Source organism: Pedobacter sp. MR2016-24 (assembly GCF_026239655.1).
In the GTDB taxonomy this organism is placed as follows: Bacteria; Bacteroidota; Bacteroidia; order Sphingobacteriales; family Sphingobacteriaceae; genus Pedobacter.
This window is the reverse complement of sequence record NZ_JAPIVO010000008.1, coordinates 214434-230532: the sequence shown is the minus strand read 5'-3', so window position 1 is coordinate 230532 and position 16099 is coordinate 214434. Positions and strand designations below refer to the sequence as shown.

General features: G+C 40.3%; 16 protein-coding genes. 13 read left to right on the top strand and 3 right to left on the bottom strand.

Annotated features, from left to right (window positions below; translation table 11 throughout):
* Positions 1 to 6: 6 nt before the first annotated feature.
* Both OQX62_RS21755 and OQX62_RS21750 read left to right on the top strand, forming a co-directional pair.
* Positions 7 to 2085 carry a carboxy terminal-processing peptidase gene (locus tag OQX62_RS21755; protein WP_265833770.1) on the top strand — a complete coding sequence of 693 codons (2079 nt, stop codon included), beginning with the start codon at positions 7 to 9 and terminating at the stop codon, positions 2083 to 2085.
* Between the two features lie 146 nt (positions 2086 to 2231).
* Positions 2232 to 3344 carry an acyltransferase family protein gene (locus OQX62_RS21750; RefSeq protein WP_265833769.1) on the top strand — a complete coding sequence of 371 codons (1113 nt, stop codon included), beginning with the start codon at positions 2232 to 2234 and terminating at the stop codon, positions 3342 to 3344.
* Here the strand turns inward: OQX62_RS21750 and OQX62_RS21745 are convergent.
* The 3 genes from OQX62_RS21745 to OQX62_RS21735 all read right to left on the bottom strand — a co-directional run bounded on the left by OQX62_RS21745 (position 3341) and on the right by OQX62_RS21735 (position 5588).
* Positions 3341 to 4312, bottom strand: a complete 972-nt coding sequence (locus OQX62_RS21745; RefSeq protein WP_265833768.1) for a quinone oxidoreductase family protein — start codon at positions 4310 to 4312, stop codon at positions 3341 to 3343. The two genes, OQX62_RS21750 and OQX62_RS21745, sit on opposite strands and share 4 nt — an antisense overlap.
* Positions 4313 to 4384: 72 nt before the next feature.
* Positions 4385 to 4969 (bottom strand): Crp/Fnr family transcriptional regulator, encoded by a 585-nt coding sequence (locus OQX62_RS21740; RefSeq protein ID WP_265833767.1) that lies wholly within the window; start codon positions 4967 to 4969, stop codon positions 4385 to 4387.
* Between the two features lie 67 nt (positions 4970 to 5036).
* Positions 5037 to 5588: an RNA polymerase sigma factor gene (locus OQX62_RS21735; RefSeq protein WP_265833766.1), complete on the bottom strand. Its 552-nt coding sequence runs from the start codon at positions 5586 to 5588 to the stop codon at positions 5037 to 5039.
* Positions 5589 to 5779: 191 nt separating this feature from the next.
* On the opposite strand from OQX62_RS21735, the gene OQX62_RS21730 reads away from it, so the two are divergent.
* The 11 genes from OQX62_RS21730 to OQX62_RS21680 all read left to right on the top strand — a co-directional run bounded on the left by OQX62_RS21730 (position 5780) and on the right by OQX62_RS21680 (position 16093).
* Positions 5780 to 6184, top strand: coding sequence for a winged helix-turn-helix transcriptional regulator (locus OQX62_RS21730; RefSeq protein ID WP_265833765.1), 405 nt, complete (start codon positions 5780 to 5782; stop codon positions 6182 to 6184).
* A 30-nt stretch (positions 6185 to 6214) separates the two neighbouring features.
* Positions 6215 to 6805 (top strand): Crp/Fnr family transcriptional regulator, encoded by a 591-nt coding sequence (locus OQX62_RS21725; protein ID WP_265833764.1) that lies wholly within the window; start codon positions 6215 to 6217, stop codon positions 6803 to 6805.
* A 78-nt stretch (positions 6806 to 6883) separates the two neighbouring features.
* Positions 6884 to 7774 (top strand): MBL fold metallo-hydrolase, encoded by an 891-nt coding sequence (locus tag OQX62_RS21720; RefSeq protein ID WP_265833763.1) that lies wholly within the window; start codon positions 6884 to 6886, stop codon positions 7772 to 7774.
* 65 nt (positions 7775 to 7839) lie between these two features.
* Positions 7840 to 8226, top strand: a complete 387-nt coding sequence (locus OQX62_RS21715) for a nuclear transport factor 2 family protein (protein ID WP_265833762.1) — start codon at positions 7840 to 7842, stop codon at positions 8224 to 8226.
* 42 nt (positions 8227 to 8268) lie between these two features.
* A complete protein-coding gene (locus OQX62_RS21710) occupies positions 8269 to 8832 on the top strand; it encodes a Crp/Fnr family transcriptional regulator (RefSeq protein WP_265833761.1) in 564 nt (187 codons plus the stop codon).
* A 128-nt stretch (positions 8833 to 8960) separates the two neighbouring features.
* Entirely contained in the window at positions 8961 to 9290 is a 330-nt protein-coding gene (locus tag OQX62_RS21705) for a DMT family transporter (RefSeq protein ID WP_265833760.1), read from the top strand.
* Between the two features lie 122 nt (positions 9291 to 9412).
* Complete coding sequence (locus OQX62_RS21700) at positions 9413 to 10375, top strand: hypothetical protein (RefSeq protein WP_265833759.1); 963 nt, start codon at positions 9413 to 9415, stop codon at positions 10373 to 10375.
* A 26-nt stretch (positions 10376 to 10401) separates the two neighbouring features.
* A complete protein-coding gene (locus tag OQX62_RS21695) occupies positions 10402 to 10773 on the top strand; it encodes a hypothetical protein (protein ID WP_265833758.1) in 372 nt (123 codons plus the stop codon).
* Positions 10774 to 10944: 171 nt separating this feature from the next.
* Positions 10945 to 11547 (top strand): RNA polymerase sigma-70 factor, encoded by a 603-nt coding sequence (locus OQX62_RS21690; RefSeq protein WP_265833757.1) that lies wholly within the window; start codon positions 10945 to 10947, stop codon positions 11545 to 11547.
* Positions 11548 to 11628: 81 nt separating this feature from the next.
* A complete protein-coding gene (locus OQX62_RS21685) occupies positions 11629 to 12612 on the top strand; it encodes a FecR family protein (RefSeq protein WP_265833756.1) in 984 nt (327 codons plus the stop codon).
* 103 nt (positions 12613 to 12715) lie between these two features.
* Positions 12716 to 16093, top strand: a complete 3378-nt coding sequence (locus tag OQX62_RS21680; RefSeq protein ID WP_265833755.1) for a SusC/RagA family TonB-linked outer membrane protein — start codon at positions 12716 to 12718, stop codon at positions 16091 to 16093.
* Positions 16094 to 16099 lie beyond the last annotated feature (6 nt).

Genomic DNA, 16099 nt, shown 5'->3' with positions numbered 1-16099 from the left:
TGTTTTATGTTAAAAAAAATAAGTTCCCTGCTGTCGTTTACTGCAGTACTGGCCTGCACGGGACCCATAGCCCTGGCCTCAAAAACCGGTGATAACGATTTGAAACCGGACAATAACCAAAGCACGACAAGCAAAATTGTGGTGAAAATGATTACACAGTCCAACTATAAAAAGATAGACCTAAACGATTCTGTATCGGTATTGATTTTTGACCGTTATCTTAAAACTATAGATGCTTCTCGCAGCTATTTGATGTCTGCTGATATTGAGCGTTTTGATCAAATTAAAACGCGCCTTGATGAAGATCTTAAAGCTGGTGAACTAAATGATGCTTTTGATATATTCAATACCTACCAGAAAAGGTACCGTGAAAGATGGACTTATGCCCTTTCTTTGTTGAATAATAACATCGACCTCAGCAAAAAAGAGAGCTATACCTTTAACCGCAAAGATCTGCCATTTGTAAAAACAGCGGCAGAGATGGATGTTTTATGGGCTAAACGGGTGAAATATGACCTGCTGAACCTGAAACTGGCCAGCGCCGATAGGGTTAAAAATAAGGAAACGCTTAAAAAGCGCTATCAGAACTTTTTGGATCAGTCCGCCAAGATCACCAGTCAGGATGTTTTCCAGGTCTTTATGAATGCATTTACAGGTGCTGTAGATCCGCATACCAATTATTTTACCCCAACAAAATTGGCAGATTACGAAATCCAGATGGCACGTTCCCTGGAAGGTATAGGCGCTACACTGGCATCGGAGAATGAGTACGTGACCATTAAGACGATCACCACTGGCGGACCGGCTTATAAAACCAAAAGTTTTAATCCGGACGACCGTATTATTGCCGTTGCCCAGGGAAAAGACGGCGAATTTCAGGATATCGTGGGCTGGCGACTAGATAATGCTATTGCACTGATCCGTGGGGCTAAAGGTAGTTTGGTGCGGCTCAAAATACTGCCCAAAGGGAAAAGTATTACCGATGTACCTGTTATCATTGACGTGGTGCGTGAGAAGATCATTCTCGAGGAGATGTCGGCCAAAAAAGAGATAAAAACCTATACGGTCAATGGAAAAACAGTTAAAATAGGTATCGTCAATATCCCTTCATTTTATGTGGATATTGCCGATTATCAGTCTGGCAATCCGAACTATAAAAGCACGACCCGTGATGTGAAGCTGATCCTGGATACGCTGAAAGCAATGAAAGTTGATGGTGTGGTGGTTGATCTGCGTGAGAATGGTGGTGGTTCTTTAAGCGAGGCGATCTCACTAACGGGATTGTTTATAAAAAGTGGCCCCGTAGTGCAGGTGCGAGACAGTCGTAACGCGATAAGGGTGGAGAAAGATGAAGATCCGGCGATAGCTTACGATGGGCCGTTAGCTGTTCTGGTAGACAGGTTCAGTGCCTCTGCGTCGGAAATATTTTCGGGAGCGGTTCAGGATTACGGACGTGGATTAATACTGGGCACACAAAGTTATGGCAAAGGAACGGTACAAACTCCGGTAGACCTCGACAAAACACTTGAACATACGAATGGCAATACGCCGGAGCAGAAGAAAGTCCTGGGACAGCTCAACCTGACTATCGGGAAATTTTACCGTATCAACGGCAGTTCTACCCAGCATAAGGGGGTAAGGCCGGATATTAGCCTGCCCTCATTGATTTCTACATCAAAATATGGTGAGGATACTGAGTCTGCCGCACTTCCATGGGATACCATTGGAAAAAGCAATTTCATACCCGTAGGCAGCTTTGCCAAAGTTGTTCCTGCGCTGACTAAATTGCATCTTCAACGTGCAAAAAATAATCCTGCATATACTTATTTTTCGGATTTTGATGCTGAGCTGAACAGGAATGAGGCATTGACTACACTGGTTTTAAGCGAGCAGGAGTTAAAAATACAACGTGACTCCAGCGAAGTGAAAACCCTGCAGCGAGATAATCTTTTACGTAAAGCAATGGGATTACGTGTTTTGAAAAAAGGGGAGGTCAGCGGTAAAAATGATGACCTGGATTTTTCTAAAAAGGAAGCAGGGCAGATATTGACGGATTACGTTTTGATGAACAACACCATGAAATAATCTGCTTACCTATTTATCGCTTGTTTAAGGTGTTATTATCTTCCATCCGGGCTAAGCCATTTAAAGGTTAGCCCGGATTTTTTTGTTTGATTTTCTTCGAAGCCTGTCTGATCTTAATTTTTTTTAGATACATTCGGCAATAGCAAATGGATACGAACAAAAGCACTTTAACAGCACTGCAACCGAAACAGCATTTTGAAATTCTCGATGGATTAAGGGGCGTTGCCGCTTTAGCCGTTGTTACCTTTCATTTTATGGAGTGGGTCTTCACAGATCCCGGCAAGAACTTTATCGGACATGGCTTTCTGGCTGTTGATTTCTTTTTCTGCCTTTCTGGATTTGTGATTGGCTATGCTTACGATGACCGTATCGCAAAAATGGGTATTTCCAGGTTCTTCCTGTCAAGGATTATCCGTTTACAGCCACTGGTTATCGCAGGCTCAGTATTGGGTTTGCTTGCATTTTTGTTTGATCCCTTTGGGGGACATCCGGAACTGTATAGTACCGGTAAAATCATTTTAACTTTTTTGTGCTCGATACTGATGATTCCCTATCCGGTAATAGCCGATCGTGGATTTAATCTTTTCAGCTTTAATGCTCCGGCATGGTCTTTATTTTGGGAGTATATGGCGAATATCGTTTACGGATTTGTCCTTTACCGGATTCGTAAGGGTTTCCTGTTACTGCTGACCATTATTTCTGCCCTGGCGCTGTGTTTTGTAGCTTACCGGTCCGGCAATCTGTTGGGCGGCTGGAGTGGTCCTACCTTTTGGGATGGAAGCGCCCGGATTTCCTATTCATTTTTAGCAGGATTGCTGATTTACCGTTCCAACTGGATCATCAAAAACAACATAGGATTTATCGGTCTTGCGCTATTACTCTTACTTGCTTTTGTCATTCCATTTTCCAGCTGGAACTGGTTATCTGAGCCGCTGATTGTACTGTTTTATTTCCCTTTGCTGATTGCTTTAGGAGCCGGAGCTTCTTTATCAGGCAGCTTGAAAAAGCTTTGCGTATTTTCCGGCAATATTTCTTACCCCTTGTACATGACCCATTATGCCGTGTTATGGATGTTCGGTAATTATTATACCAGTCATCAGCCCGGTGGTCTGCAATTATTGCTCATCATTATAACGGGGCTCATCCTGCTGGTTGGAGCAGCCTACCTGGTTATGGTCATTTATGATATTCCCCTAAGGAAATATCTAAACAATAAATGGAATAGCGGGCTGAAAAAGAGCGGGGAAACCCAGCTCTAAATCATCACCACCATGCGTTGACCGTCGCGAACGTCCATATCCCATACTTTGGTGATGTCCGCTAATTTGACTTCAACCGTTTCTACCCTGAGGATCCCATCTGCTGCCAGCTGAAACATTTCCGGCAATATTTCTGCGAAGAGCTGGCCTACCTGATCCCTGGACCAACTGCCGAGTCCCGAACCGGATAACTGTAAATCAACACTGCGTAAATTAGCTGCAGACAATTGGATCTGGTCGCCCGCCATGCTGCCTACCGACACAAATCTTGTTTGATGCGTAAAAGAGCCTTTGCCCATCAAAACCGCCAAAATCATTTCGGCTGTATGGCCCCACAGGTAATCAATAATCACGTCGACCGGCTCATGATGGTGTATCGCTTTTAGTTGACGGATAAATGCTTCGTCCTCTTGTTTAACCGAAATGATTTCATCCGCACCCAAGGTTAGCAAATCCTGTAAAGACTGTTCATTTCTTCCGGTTACAATTACTTTTTTTGCGCCGTAATGTTTTGCTATTTGTGTGGCTACCCGGCCAGTAAAACCCGTTGCTCCGTTAATGAGTACGATATCTCCCGGTTGGATAGCCGCTTTAAACCGCAAGCCCATTGCCGCACCCATTACGGCGTTTGCCAGGGCAGCAGCATTGGCGTCACTTATACCTGCCGGCAGTTTTACCATCCTGTTTTTTTCTATGGTGGCCCGTTCTGCCAGCATGCCATTAACACCGATACCATATACCCTTGTGCCATCCTGCAATAGACAGACTCCATCACCACCAACAATGTGGCCATCTTCATTTTGGGTCTCACTGGAATAATGTTTACCTGAGGCCTTGCTTTTATCCAGCTGCTTGAGCGCAACTGCTTTTACGGTGACTAAAATTTCATTTTCCTGCTGAACTTCTGGATCCGGAAAATCCGTGTATATAGGTAATTCTCCTTTGCTGTATATCACTGCTGCTTTCATATTTTTTTGTTGATGTTGAATAATCAAAAGTATGCAGCAGTTATCTGGTCCGCGATAACATATGTTACCGAATTAAAAATGGGAATTCCCTCTTGCTATTTTACTTTTTATTCGGCTGAGGTGTACGGTTGTAATACCCACGTAAGAAGCGATATAGTGCTGGGGAACCCGCTTAATGATATGAGGACTGTTAGCCAGGAGGTTAAGGTATCGTTGTTCTGGTGTATCCCGGATGAATGAGGCAAATTCGTTCATGTAATGGATTTGTCTTTCGGCAAAAACGGACAGCATCAACTTGAAGAATTCCGGTTCATGGATCAGCTCAGCTATCAGCGCTTTGACATGTACTTTGGGCAGAAGGTAAATGACAGATGGTTCAATGGTTTCAATAGTAAATACGCTTGGTGCGTTTTTTATAAAACTTTCCAAAGAGGTTAAACCTTCGTTCTCAAAGAAAAACTGCATGGTTTTATCTGTCCCATTCGTATTCAGGGCCGCGCGGATACAGCCTTTTTCTACAAATATGTAATTCCCGGAGACTTTCCCTTCGTGCAGTAAAACAGTTTTTGCAGGGACTGCTGTACGCTTCTGGAACTGCACATATTTATCCCAATACGGTGCCAGCTGAGGGAATCTGTTTTTGAAATGAAGCAGCATTTTTTTAGGATTAATCGCTGCAAAGCTAATTATTAAATAAATCCTGATTCACCTTTTTTAGCTGTTATTAATTAGAAAAAGAGGGAGGGGGTGCTGTCTTAGATAAATGTTGCGCTAACCTTATTCTTGCCTCGGTAACAATCGCCCGGCTATGTTCATCACTGATCATAAACAGGTTTGAAAGCTGTTCAAAAGTATAACTGTCAATGGCATGCAGATTAAAAAATGTTCTCAGGGTTTGGGGAATCCGCTGTAAAATGGTTAGCAGATCCTGATAACTGATATGAGGAGAAAAAATGGAATGATGAGTAGATTTCGGTGGATCAGTATTACTGAAGTCAATTTGATGAAGCCCTTTGCGCGACTGTCCGATGAAGATACCAATAAGTATTGTCTTCAGCCATTGATCAAAAGGAATCGTATCCTCATATAGACTTAGCTGCTCAAAAATAAGTATAAAACCATCATTCAGCTGTTGAATCGCTTCATCCCTTCCGGAAGAATAGCGTAAGCATATTCCCATTGAAAATGCATAATAGTTTTGGTAAAGTAGTTTCTGGCTTGCCCGGTCTTTTATAAGGCATCCCTGAAGTAAATCATTCAAAACTTTCGTTCCCATTGTGCAGATTTTATTATTGTAATATTTATTAATGTCACTATTATTAAGTCCGTATAAACTTCTGATGAGAATGTTGATAACTTAGCAAAATGAATAATTAAGTTAATGCAGTGTCGTTAGTCAAATGTATACGCTAATATTCAGTTGAACAAGAAGGTACCAGGAGTTCACCAACTTACCCCAATGAAACTATGGTTGATAATCAGATAGATAAATCGAAAAAAAAAGAGCCCGTGAATTATAATGAACTTTGTCCTGTAAGAAATGTGCTGGACAGATTTGGAGATAAGTGGTCGATATTGGTGATAGTAGTTCTGGGTACTGCCGGGAAATTACGCTTTAATGAACTGCAAAAGGAAATAGGGGACATTTCTCAGAAGATGCTGACCATTACCTTGCGTAAATTAGAAGCAGACGATCTAGTCATGCGGAAAATATATCCAGTTATTCCGCCAATGGTCGAATATACGATTACAGACCGGGGAACCACCTTACTGCCATTGATTCAAAATCTAACCGATTGGGCGCAATTAAATATGCCGGGAATAAATAGCTCCAGAGAAAAGTTTAAACGTAAAAACACCATGGAAGATTAAGACCCTATTGCTCTAGTTTGAAAATTTTAAATGTCTCCTATGTACCAGTCGCTTCGCGAAAATATTGAAAAACATATCCATCTTTCTGATGAGGAGTTTACCTCCTTTACAGGATTATTTAAACTTAAAACCTTCGATAAAAAAGAGATGCTCCTGAGACAGGGAGAGGTTTGCCGCTTCGAAGGCTTTGTGATCAAAGGGATATTTCGTGTGTTCCATGTGGATTTAAATGGGAATGAGCAGGTGCTCTATTTTGCACTTGAAAATTGGTGGATCACCGATATAGATAGTTTTAGCAATGGTTTGCCCTCTCAGCTTTCTATTGAAGCGCTAGAAGACAGTGAGGTACTGCTCATTTCAAAGTCTGACAAAGAATATGCCTATGCTCATTTTCCTATAGTAGAGAAGTTATTCAGGATCATGACCCAGAAAACACATGTGGCACTGCAAAGGAGAATGATTGACAATTTAAGTAAAACTGCAGATCAACGCTATCTTGATTTCATAGCAAAATATCCTATACTGTACCAGCGGCTCTCGAATCTTCACATTGCTGCTTATTTAGGCATCAGCCATGAGTTTCTGAGTAAGATCAGAAGAAAATTAGCAGGTAAAAATTAAGGTGTTTTTGATTTATTGAACTTGTTCAATCTTTTAAGATTTTGAAGGCTACATCTTTGTATCATCAAATTAAAAAAGATGAAAAAAATAATTTCAATAACATTATTAACCACTTTAATTTTATTCAACATGGACGTTAATGCACAAACCCTCAAAACTATTGAAGCCAATAACTTAAAACTGGAAGTTTTCAATGCATCAGAGAGCAGTTTCGGTGTGGCATCTGTAATTGTATCAGGAAAAACAGATGCGATCCTGATTGATGCACAGTTTACCCTGGCAGATGCAGAGAAAGTAGCTCAGGAGATTAAAGAATCAGGGAAGAAATTAACAACTATTTATATTTCTCATACTGATCCTGACTTTTATTTTGGACTGGAAGTTTTTAAAAAATATTTTCCTGAAGTTACCGCTTATGCAGCTCCAGCAACAGTAGAATCTATTAAGGCAACGGCTCAAAAGAAATTAGATATCTGGGGCGAGAGATTAGGGAAAAATATCACTTCAAACGTTGTACTTCCACAAGTTTTGAAAGGCAATAGTCTTCAACTGGAAGGCCAAAAATTAGAGATTAAGGGCCTGGAAGAATTTCCATCCAGAACCTTTGTCTGGATACCTTCCATAAAAGCGGTTGTGGGTGGAATCAACGTATTTGGAACAACATTTAACCTCTGGATGGCTGATGCTCAGACTACTGAAGCCCGTACACAATGGCTTAATATTTTAGATAAAATTGAAGCATTGCAACCTGTAATCGTTATTCCTGCCCACGCTAATTCTCAAAGCGTATTTGATATTTCAGCAGTAAAACATACTAAAAGCTACATCCAATTCTATGAGGAAGCTTTGAAAACCAATAAAACTTCTGACGATTTAATTAAAGCCATAAAAGCAAAATACCCTGCACTTACTTTTGACACCGCATTACAAATAGGTGCAAAAGTAAATACAGGAGAAATGAAATGGTAAAATCAATTATCATCAGCCTGACAGTATTATTGCTACTGTCAGGCTGTGCTATAACACAAAACAAAATGACAAATCTGGAAATTGTGAGCAGTACTTATGAAGGTGCTACTGCTGAAGAAAACGGCAAAAATCTCGCTAAATATGTTGCTGCTGATATCAGCTGGACTGAAGCCAGGGGTTTTCCTTATGCGGGAACTTATATTGGTTTTTCGGCTATTGCTGAAAATGTATTTAGTCGTTTAGGTTCTGAGTGGATCAATTATAAATTTACGCCTGAGGATTATATTGCTGCAGATGATAAGGTGGCTGCATATGGTACCTATACAGGTACAAACAAGAAGTCCAGAAAATACTTTGAGGCCAGGGTGGCGCATATCTGGAAATTAAAAGATGGAAAGATTATTAGTTTTGAGCAGTTTGTAGATAGCCAGACGGTAATTAATGCAATGTAATACCGTTTTTTAGCTATAATTGTAAACTTAAAGCCATCAAGAATGGAGCCTTTTTTTTACCATTTGCAGCAGCGTTATTGCCTTTCAGATCTGGCAATTAAAGAGCTTGTAATACTTTTCAAACCTGTGACTGTCAAAAAAAAGGAGATTTTTGTTCAGCCGGGGCTGAACGAGCGATATGTTTTTTTTGTATGCACAGGTTTAACCAGGGCCTTTCTTACCAGGGAAGAGAAAAATTACACGGCTTTTTTCAGCTTTGAAAATGAAATGCTGGATGCATCCCCAATTTCCACTGGTAAAACAACCCAATCTATTAGTTGCGAAGCAGTGGAAGATTCCCTGTTATACCGAGCACCTAAACTTGCTCTGGAGAATCTTTTTCAAACCTCACTGGAGTTATCCAATTGGAACAGAAAATTGTTGGAAGAGCGGATTGCCTATTTTAATAATTATTTCCTCAACTATTTTTATGAAGAAAAAAGTGTCCAATATAAAAAATTCCTTGAAGAATATCCTCAACTCATTCAACGTGTGTCGCTCAAGGATCTTGCCACCTATCTGAACGTTACGCCACAGAGCCTCAGCCGTATCAGAGCAGAAATTTAATATTTTTATTAATTACCTTAAGGTAATTTTAATATGATTTTGCATAAATACCTTTGTATCATCATAAGCAGAATACCTTAATTCGGGAGGTGATAGCTATTGTAAATCTATTTTTAAAATAAATCACCATGAAATATCTGTTTCTCGCACTGGCTATCATCTCTGAAGTAATTGGTTCAAGTTTTCTGAATGCTTCACAGCAGTTTACCAAAACAATTCCTGCAGTTGTTACCGTAGTTGCTTATTTGGCCTGTTTTTATTTTTTATCTATTGCTCTTAAATTTATACCTCTCGGCATTGCCTATGCTATCTGGGGAGGATTAGGGATCGTTTTGACTGCAATCATATCTGTAGTGGTTTTCAAAACAAAATTTGACATTCCCGCTCTTATAGGGATTTTGCTCATTGTCGCAGGGGTAGTTGTCCTCAATTTCTTCTCTAAAACAAATGCCCATTAGGTCAATTTAACAAAAATTTTATATCATCTATTTCTTTCTAACCCAATGGGGTAGCATCCCTATGCACTCAAATTTGCTCAACTGAGAGAAAGCTAATTATAAACACAATCATTTCTAGCCCTATGAAATCTGATCAGAATAGTCCACAGCTAAATATTCCTCATAGCCCGTATCTGCCGTATGATGAGTCTGTATCGATGTATAACACTGCATTCGTTCATTTGACACCCTATACTTTCTCCAACTTTCAGCAAGAATCTATGTCATGGAAAAATACTTGTTACCTCCATGCAGGTCTCAATCCTGCATACCCATATAGCATAAAAGGAGAAGATGCACTACGTTTGTTTAAAGACAGCTGCGTTAATACCTTTGAAATTTTTGCTATAGGTAGCGCACGTCATGCTATTATGTGCAACGAGCAGGGCAATATCATGGCTGACGGATTGTTGCTGCATATCGGTGAAGATGAATACATCAGCTATTATCTGTCACCTTATATTAATTATCTTGTGGACTCAGGGGCATACGATGTTGTAGGGGAAGATCTTTCTGGTGAAGTCTTTTTATTTCAACTTGGAGGACCACGTTCACTTGAGGTTTTAGAAGCTGCTACGGGAGAAAGCTTACGCGACCTTTTGTTTTTTAAACACCGTCCAGGTATCATCAAAAGTGAAGATGAAAACAAGAATGACGCGGACGTTCGTATTTTTCGGGTGGGTGTAGCAGGTACGTTAGCCTATGAAGTTCATGGTAATATTAAGGATGCAGAAGTAGTTTACCAGGCAATAATAAAAGCAGGTGAACATTTTCGTATCGAAAAATTGGGTTTGCAGGTTTATGGAATGAACCATACTGAAAATGGATTTTACCAATCCTTTATTCACTTTATGGGTGCATATCCGCAAGATCAGCGCTTTATGGATTACCTGAACGGTTCTTTCGATCAGTTTTTGGTAAACATCAGTGGAAGTGCGGGCCGTGATCTGAATAAAAGATTTTGTAACCCTGTAGAAGCAGGATGGAGCAACAGGATTGTTTTTGATCATGACTTCCGGGGGAGGCAGGCATTAGAAAAGCCATAGCGAATCCTGTAAGACGTATTGTTACATTGCTTTGGAATCCTGATGATATTGCTGAAGTGCAGGCTTCTTTTTTTGAAACAGGAGAGACCTATCAATATATGGAGCTCGCAGCCAATCCAATATGGACTGTCAACAACAGTGCAGTTATTAGTGATGATGTGCTTAAAGACGGAGAGATAGTCGGTATATCCAGTGGAAGGATTTACAGTTTTTATTCCAGATCAATGATCTCACTGTGTTTAGTCAATATTGAGTATGGTGAACCTGACACTGAACTGGAAGTTGTTTGGGGAGAGCCAGGGAGCCGTCAGAAGAAAATACGCGTAATAGTATCACGTTTCCCATTTCTTGACCTGCCGCGCAACAAAGAAATAGATGTGAGCTGTTTGCCATCTTAAAACATCAAATAATATTATAATATTAAGCGTATCAGTAGTTTGCGGTTTGATTTAAGCCGTTTTCTTAGTTGATTAATATCCATATTTCTCCGGGATATTATACAATTTACGGCATCGTTATCACTTCATTAATAATTTCTATATTAGGACATTTTACAGCAAATTGTTTTAATGAGTAAGTTGAAGGCCAAATCTGATGAAGAATTAATTTCCATGTTAAGATATGGAGATATATCATCAGTTACTGAGCTTTATGACCGATACTGGAAAATTTTGCTTGCAAAGGCTTTTGACAGGCTTAAAAGCACTGAGGAGGCAGAGGAAATAGTTCAGGAATTATTTATCAAAATCTGGCGTCGCCGGCAACGCATAGAACTTCAATTTTCTTTCAGGACTTACATCTTTGCGGCTTTGCGTTATGAAATTTTACATTATATAGCGAAGCAGCAGTACCGTAAAAATGATATTTCCCTTGATACGACAGATTATCTGGAGTTATGGGCCCAGGAAGAAGAGTTCCATTCTTTAGAAATGAAGGAATTACAGCAGAGAATTGATTTAATTGTTGATAGCTTGCCTGAAAAATGTAAGATTATCTTTAAAATGAGTCGTAATGACGGTTTGAGTGCTAAAAAAATTGCTGAAGAGTTGGGTTTGTCGCCACGGACCGTAGAAACTCAGATAGGCAAAGCGATAAAGGTGCTGAAAAAGTCTTTTAAGGGTTCTGATCCCTATGTTTTTCTTGTTATTTGCGAAATATTGAAGCAAAAATAATAAATCTCATATTTATTTTCAATCCGCGTACGTATTCAGCTGGAAAATATACGCTATACTATTGTCAACTAAATTCTATCAATGATGGCTGTTCCTGAACATGTGAAATTTCTGATTCTGAAGTGGAGACAGCAACGCTTGAGCGAAACTGAACAGGCGGAGCTGGATGCCTGGTACGACACCCCCCTTCCTGAAGTAGTCTACATGGAAGGGCAGAGCGAAGCACATACTAAGGCTAAGTTGTTAAAACAGATTCAGAGGGAGATGGGCGATGAGCAAAATAAAGCTGTTCGTTTGTTCCCTGTCTGGTTTAAGATAGCTGCTGCTGTTCTACTCATTTTAGGTGCCACACTATATACTGCCCAATATCGTGGTAAGATAGCTGATGGCGGATTGAGTACACATGCCGTGATTAGTCAGGATGAAATCAAAAAGATTATTCTCCCGGACAGCAGTATTGTATGGCTGAAGAAAAATACACATTTTTCCTATCCTGAAACATTTGGAAAAGATTCACGTGATGTCGTTTTAGATGGAGAAGCATTCTTTGAGATTGCACACAATAAACGCTGGCCATTCAGGATAAAATCAGGAAACTATATCACTACAGTTTTGGGAACCAGTTTTAATTTAAAAACAGGTAATAAAAACGAAGATTATGCTATTGCTGTATTAACAGGAAAAGTAGAGGTGGCCAAAAAAGGAGCATTTAAACAAACCAGTATATACTTCGTTTCAGCCAACCAATCCTTTCATGCTGATGCCGGAAAGGTAGAATCCATATCTCCTGCCATTAAAGAAGAGCAGATAAAGGAGCTGATCAAAGGTACTGAATACGACATGGCCTTTGTGAAAGTACCATTTGAACTGATCATGAGCCGCTTTGAACAGAAGTTCAATGTACAGTTTGAAGGTTATACGGGCGAGTACAATTCTTGTGTGCTGACAGCAGACCTCACCAATTTATCTTTAGAAAAATCGCTGCAGATACTTTGCAGTTCTATCAATGCAACCTATAAAGTAGACCACAATAAAATTAAACTAACGGGAGGGGGCTGTTTTTAATGAATAGATAACTACTCTGGATCAATATTGAAAACGGAGGTGCGACAACACCTCCGATTCTCGGTTTTATAATTTTTATTTCTCAAATAATTAAACCTTCCAAATGTATAAAAAATATTTGACATGGAATTTTCATGTCCGCACACACCATAAAGATTACACTGGTAATTCAGCAAATTTTCAATTCAGAGGTCTGACTGTACTTTGGCTGCTGACTTTACTGTTCATCTGCAGCAATTCTATTTCTGCACAGTCTCTGTCCGAAAAAAAATATACCGTCACCTTTAACAACTCTTCTCTGGAACAAGCTGTTAAGCAGCTGGAAACTCAATCTAAAATAAAGTTTGTTTACAATGAAACGCTGATTAGCCAAAGTAAGAGACTAAGCAACAGTTTTAAAGATAAAACCCTGGCCGAAATTCTGACAGTGATACTTGATGACTACGATGTTTCTTATGAAATGATTGATAACAAATATATCATTCTCAAAAGTCTTGAACCTAAAACTGCCCGCGGAAATGCTGCTGAAGAAGTTCAACCATCGAGACAGAATGGATTTGTGCAGACAGGACTTGTCCTGGATGAAACCGGGCTGCCGCTTCCAGGAGTTTCTGTCCGTTTGAATAACGCTTCAAATGTGGCCTTAACAGATACTAAGGGTCGCTTTCAAATTGGCATTCCGCGTGATGCAACCCTGCTGATTTTTACCTATGTAGGTTATAAAAATACAACACTTAAAGCGACCAGAAACCAGGAACTGTATCTGAATCTGGAACCAGATCCCGGAAGATTGGACGAGGTGAATGTGATTGGTTACGGTACTTCGACCAAGCGTACCAGTACAGGATCATCCAATGGAATCGATGGGCCTGACCTGGAGAAAACACCTGCGTCCAATCCTGCTGCTGCGCTGCAGGGAAGAGTTCCGGGAGTATATATTACGCAGGGAAATGGTCTTCCGGGTAGTCCCATGAAATTTACCATCCGTGGTACAAATTCATTGGCAGGAAGAAATAATCCGCTTTTTATTGTAGATGGTGTGCCTTTTCTGGCAGACGCACTAAATGCGCAGGCAGGGATTGCTTTAGATGCAGCAAATGGCTCTACCAGTCCGCTGAACAGTTTGAATCCTGCTGATATTGAAAGTATTTCAGTTTTGAAAGATGCAGATGCCACGGCCATCTACGGTTCAAGGGGTGCCAATGGAGTGGTACTGATTACCACGAAAAAAGGTAAGGCTGGTAAAACAAAAGTAGAGGGAATGGTTAAACAGGGCTTTTCTGAAGTAAGTCATTTCGTAAATACGTTGAGTATCCAGCAATACCTCGCTATCAGGCGTAAAGGATATGAAAATACGGGAATAGACCCTGTAACTGATGATGCTTATGATCTGACAAAATGGGATCAGAATGCGCAGACAGACTTTCAGAAATTGCTGATTGGCAATACGGCACAGATGACTGATGCTAATGTAGCTTTAAGTGGTGGTGATGAACGGACTAATTTCAGGTTCAGTGGTACCCACCTTCGCCAGGGAAATGTTTTTACTAAAGATCAGGGATACCAAAGAAGTTCTTTCAACCTGAACGTTGGTCACAGGAGTCTGGATCAGAAATTTGAAGTTTTGTTTTCTGCTATTTACAGTTCAGAAAAAAATAATGTTTCTGTGCTGGATTTAACTTCTGCCGCCTATAATCTCCCGCCCAACTATCCGCTATATAATGAGGATGGTAGTTTATACTGGAGCGGGGTACCATTTGGTGTGCCGACCAATCCATTAGGACAATTGAACCAGGTGCAGAATAACCTTTCCAGCACGCTGGTGAGTAATATGACGCTGAGTTATAACATTATCCAGGGATTAACATTCAAAACTTCATTGGGATTTAGTCGCGCAGACATGGATCAATCCCGTTTGTACCCAATGTCATCCATGGATCCTGGTGTGAGCTGGAATGAATCGAGAAGTATTTTTGCAAATAATAATTCTACCAATTACATTATAGAGCCTCAGTTAAATTATACCAGAAAAATATCAAGAGGAAGTCTGACCGCGTTATTAGGCGGCACCTGGCAGTCGCAAAATTCCAAGCAGCCGTACTATACATTAGCTTCCGGATTTCCCTCAGATGCTTTTCTGGAAGATTTGGCTTCTGCACAGACTGTGAGTACCAGCAGCGGATCGAGTCAGTATAAATACATTTCTGTATTTGCACGTATCAATTATAATTGGGAAAGTAAATATATTCTTAACCTGAATTTCAGGAGAGATGGTTCTTCACGATTTGGTTTGGATTCACGCTACGGTAATTTTGGCTCTGCAGGTGCTGCATGGGTATTCAGTGAGGAAAAATTCGCAAAAGGATTAAGCTTTCTCAGCTTCGGAAAGTTAAGGGCAAGTCATGGTATCATTGGCAGTGATCAGATTGGTGATTACCAATACCTGGATTCTTATTCCTCAGTTTCCTATAATTATAATGGGGTGACCGGATTGGTTCCGACAAGGATCGCTAATGAATCTTATCGCTGGGAGCAAACCAAAAAGACGGATATAGGCATAGACCTGGGGTTCTTTAAAGATAAGCTATCATTGTCTGCCGCCTATTACCGAAACATTTCCGGGAATCAGCTGGTGGATTATCCATTGAGCATCCAGGCTGGATTTAACAGTTATCAGGCCAACCTTCCTGCCGAAGTGGAAAACAAAGGCTGGGAGTTTACCTTGTCTTCTCAGAACGTTAAAAACACTAATTTCAGATGGAGCAGTGATTTCAATTTCTCTGTCAACAAAAACAAACTGCTTTCTTTTCCTGGTATAGAAAAGACTTCCTATTATACACGATATGTAGTGGGCAGGCCGCTGAGCAGTAATTATGTTTACCAGTATACAGGATTTGACCCGCAAACAGGCTTGCCTACGGTGGCGGATTTGAACGGAAATGGCAGTATAAATTATGGGTATGCAGATATAGGTAGAGGTGACCGCTATTTTGCTGGAGGCACGCAACCTAAATTTTATGGTGGTCTTTCCAATACCCTGAGCTATAAAAATATTACACTCGATTTCTTATTCCAGTTCGTAAAACAAAAAGGCAGCACCATTCTGTCGGAATCATTCTATCCTCCGGGCTTTATGTACAATGCAGCAGCACAACCTATACTGGAATATGTGAATGCCGGATTACCCGGACAGCCGCAGATTACCAGTACCTACGATGATGCTTATGACGCTTATAGTGATTATACCAGTTCTGATGCACTATTGACAGATGCTTCATTTATTCGACTTAAAAATGTAAACCTGGCTTATGATTTTACCGGTAAATGGCTCAAAAGAATGAAGCTGCAGAAATTGAGAATTCAGTTACAAGCGCAGAATTTATTCACCATTACCAACTATCTGGGCTTTGACCCTGAATCGCAAGGTGTCAGCTTACCACCGTTAAGAACCATTGTTGGAGCCTTACAATTCACCTTTTAATTCTAA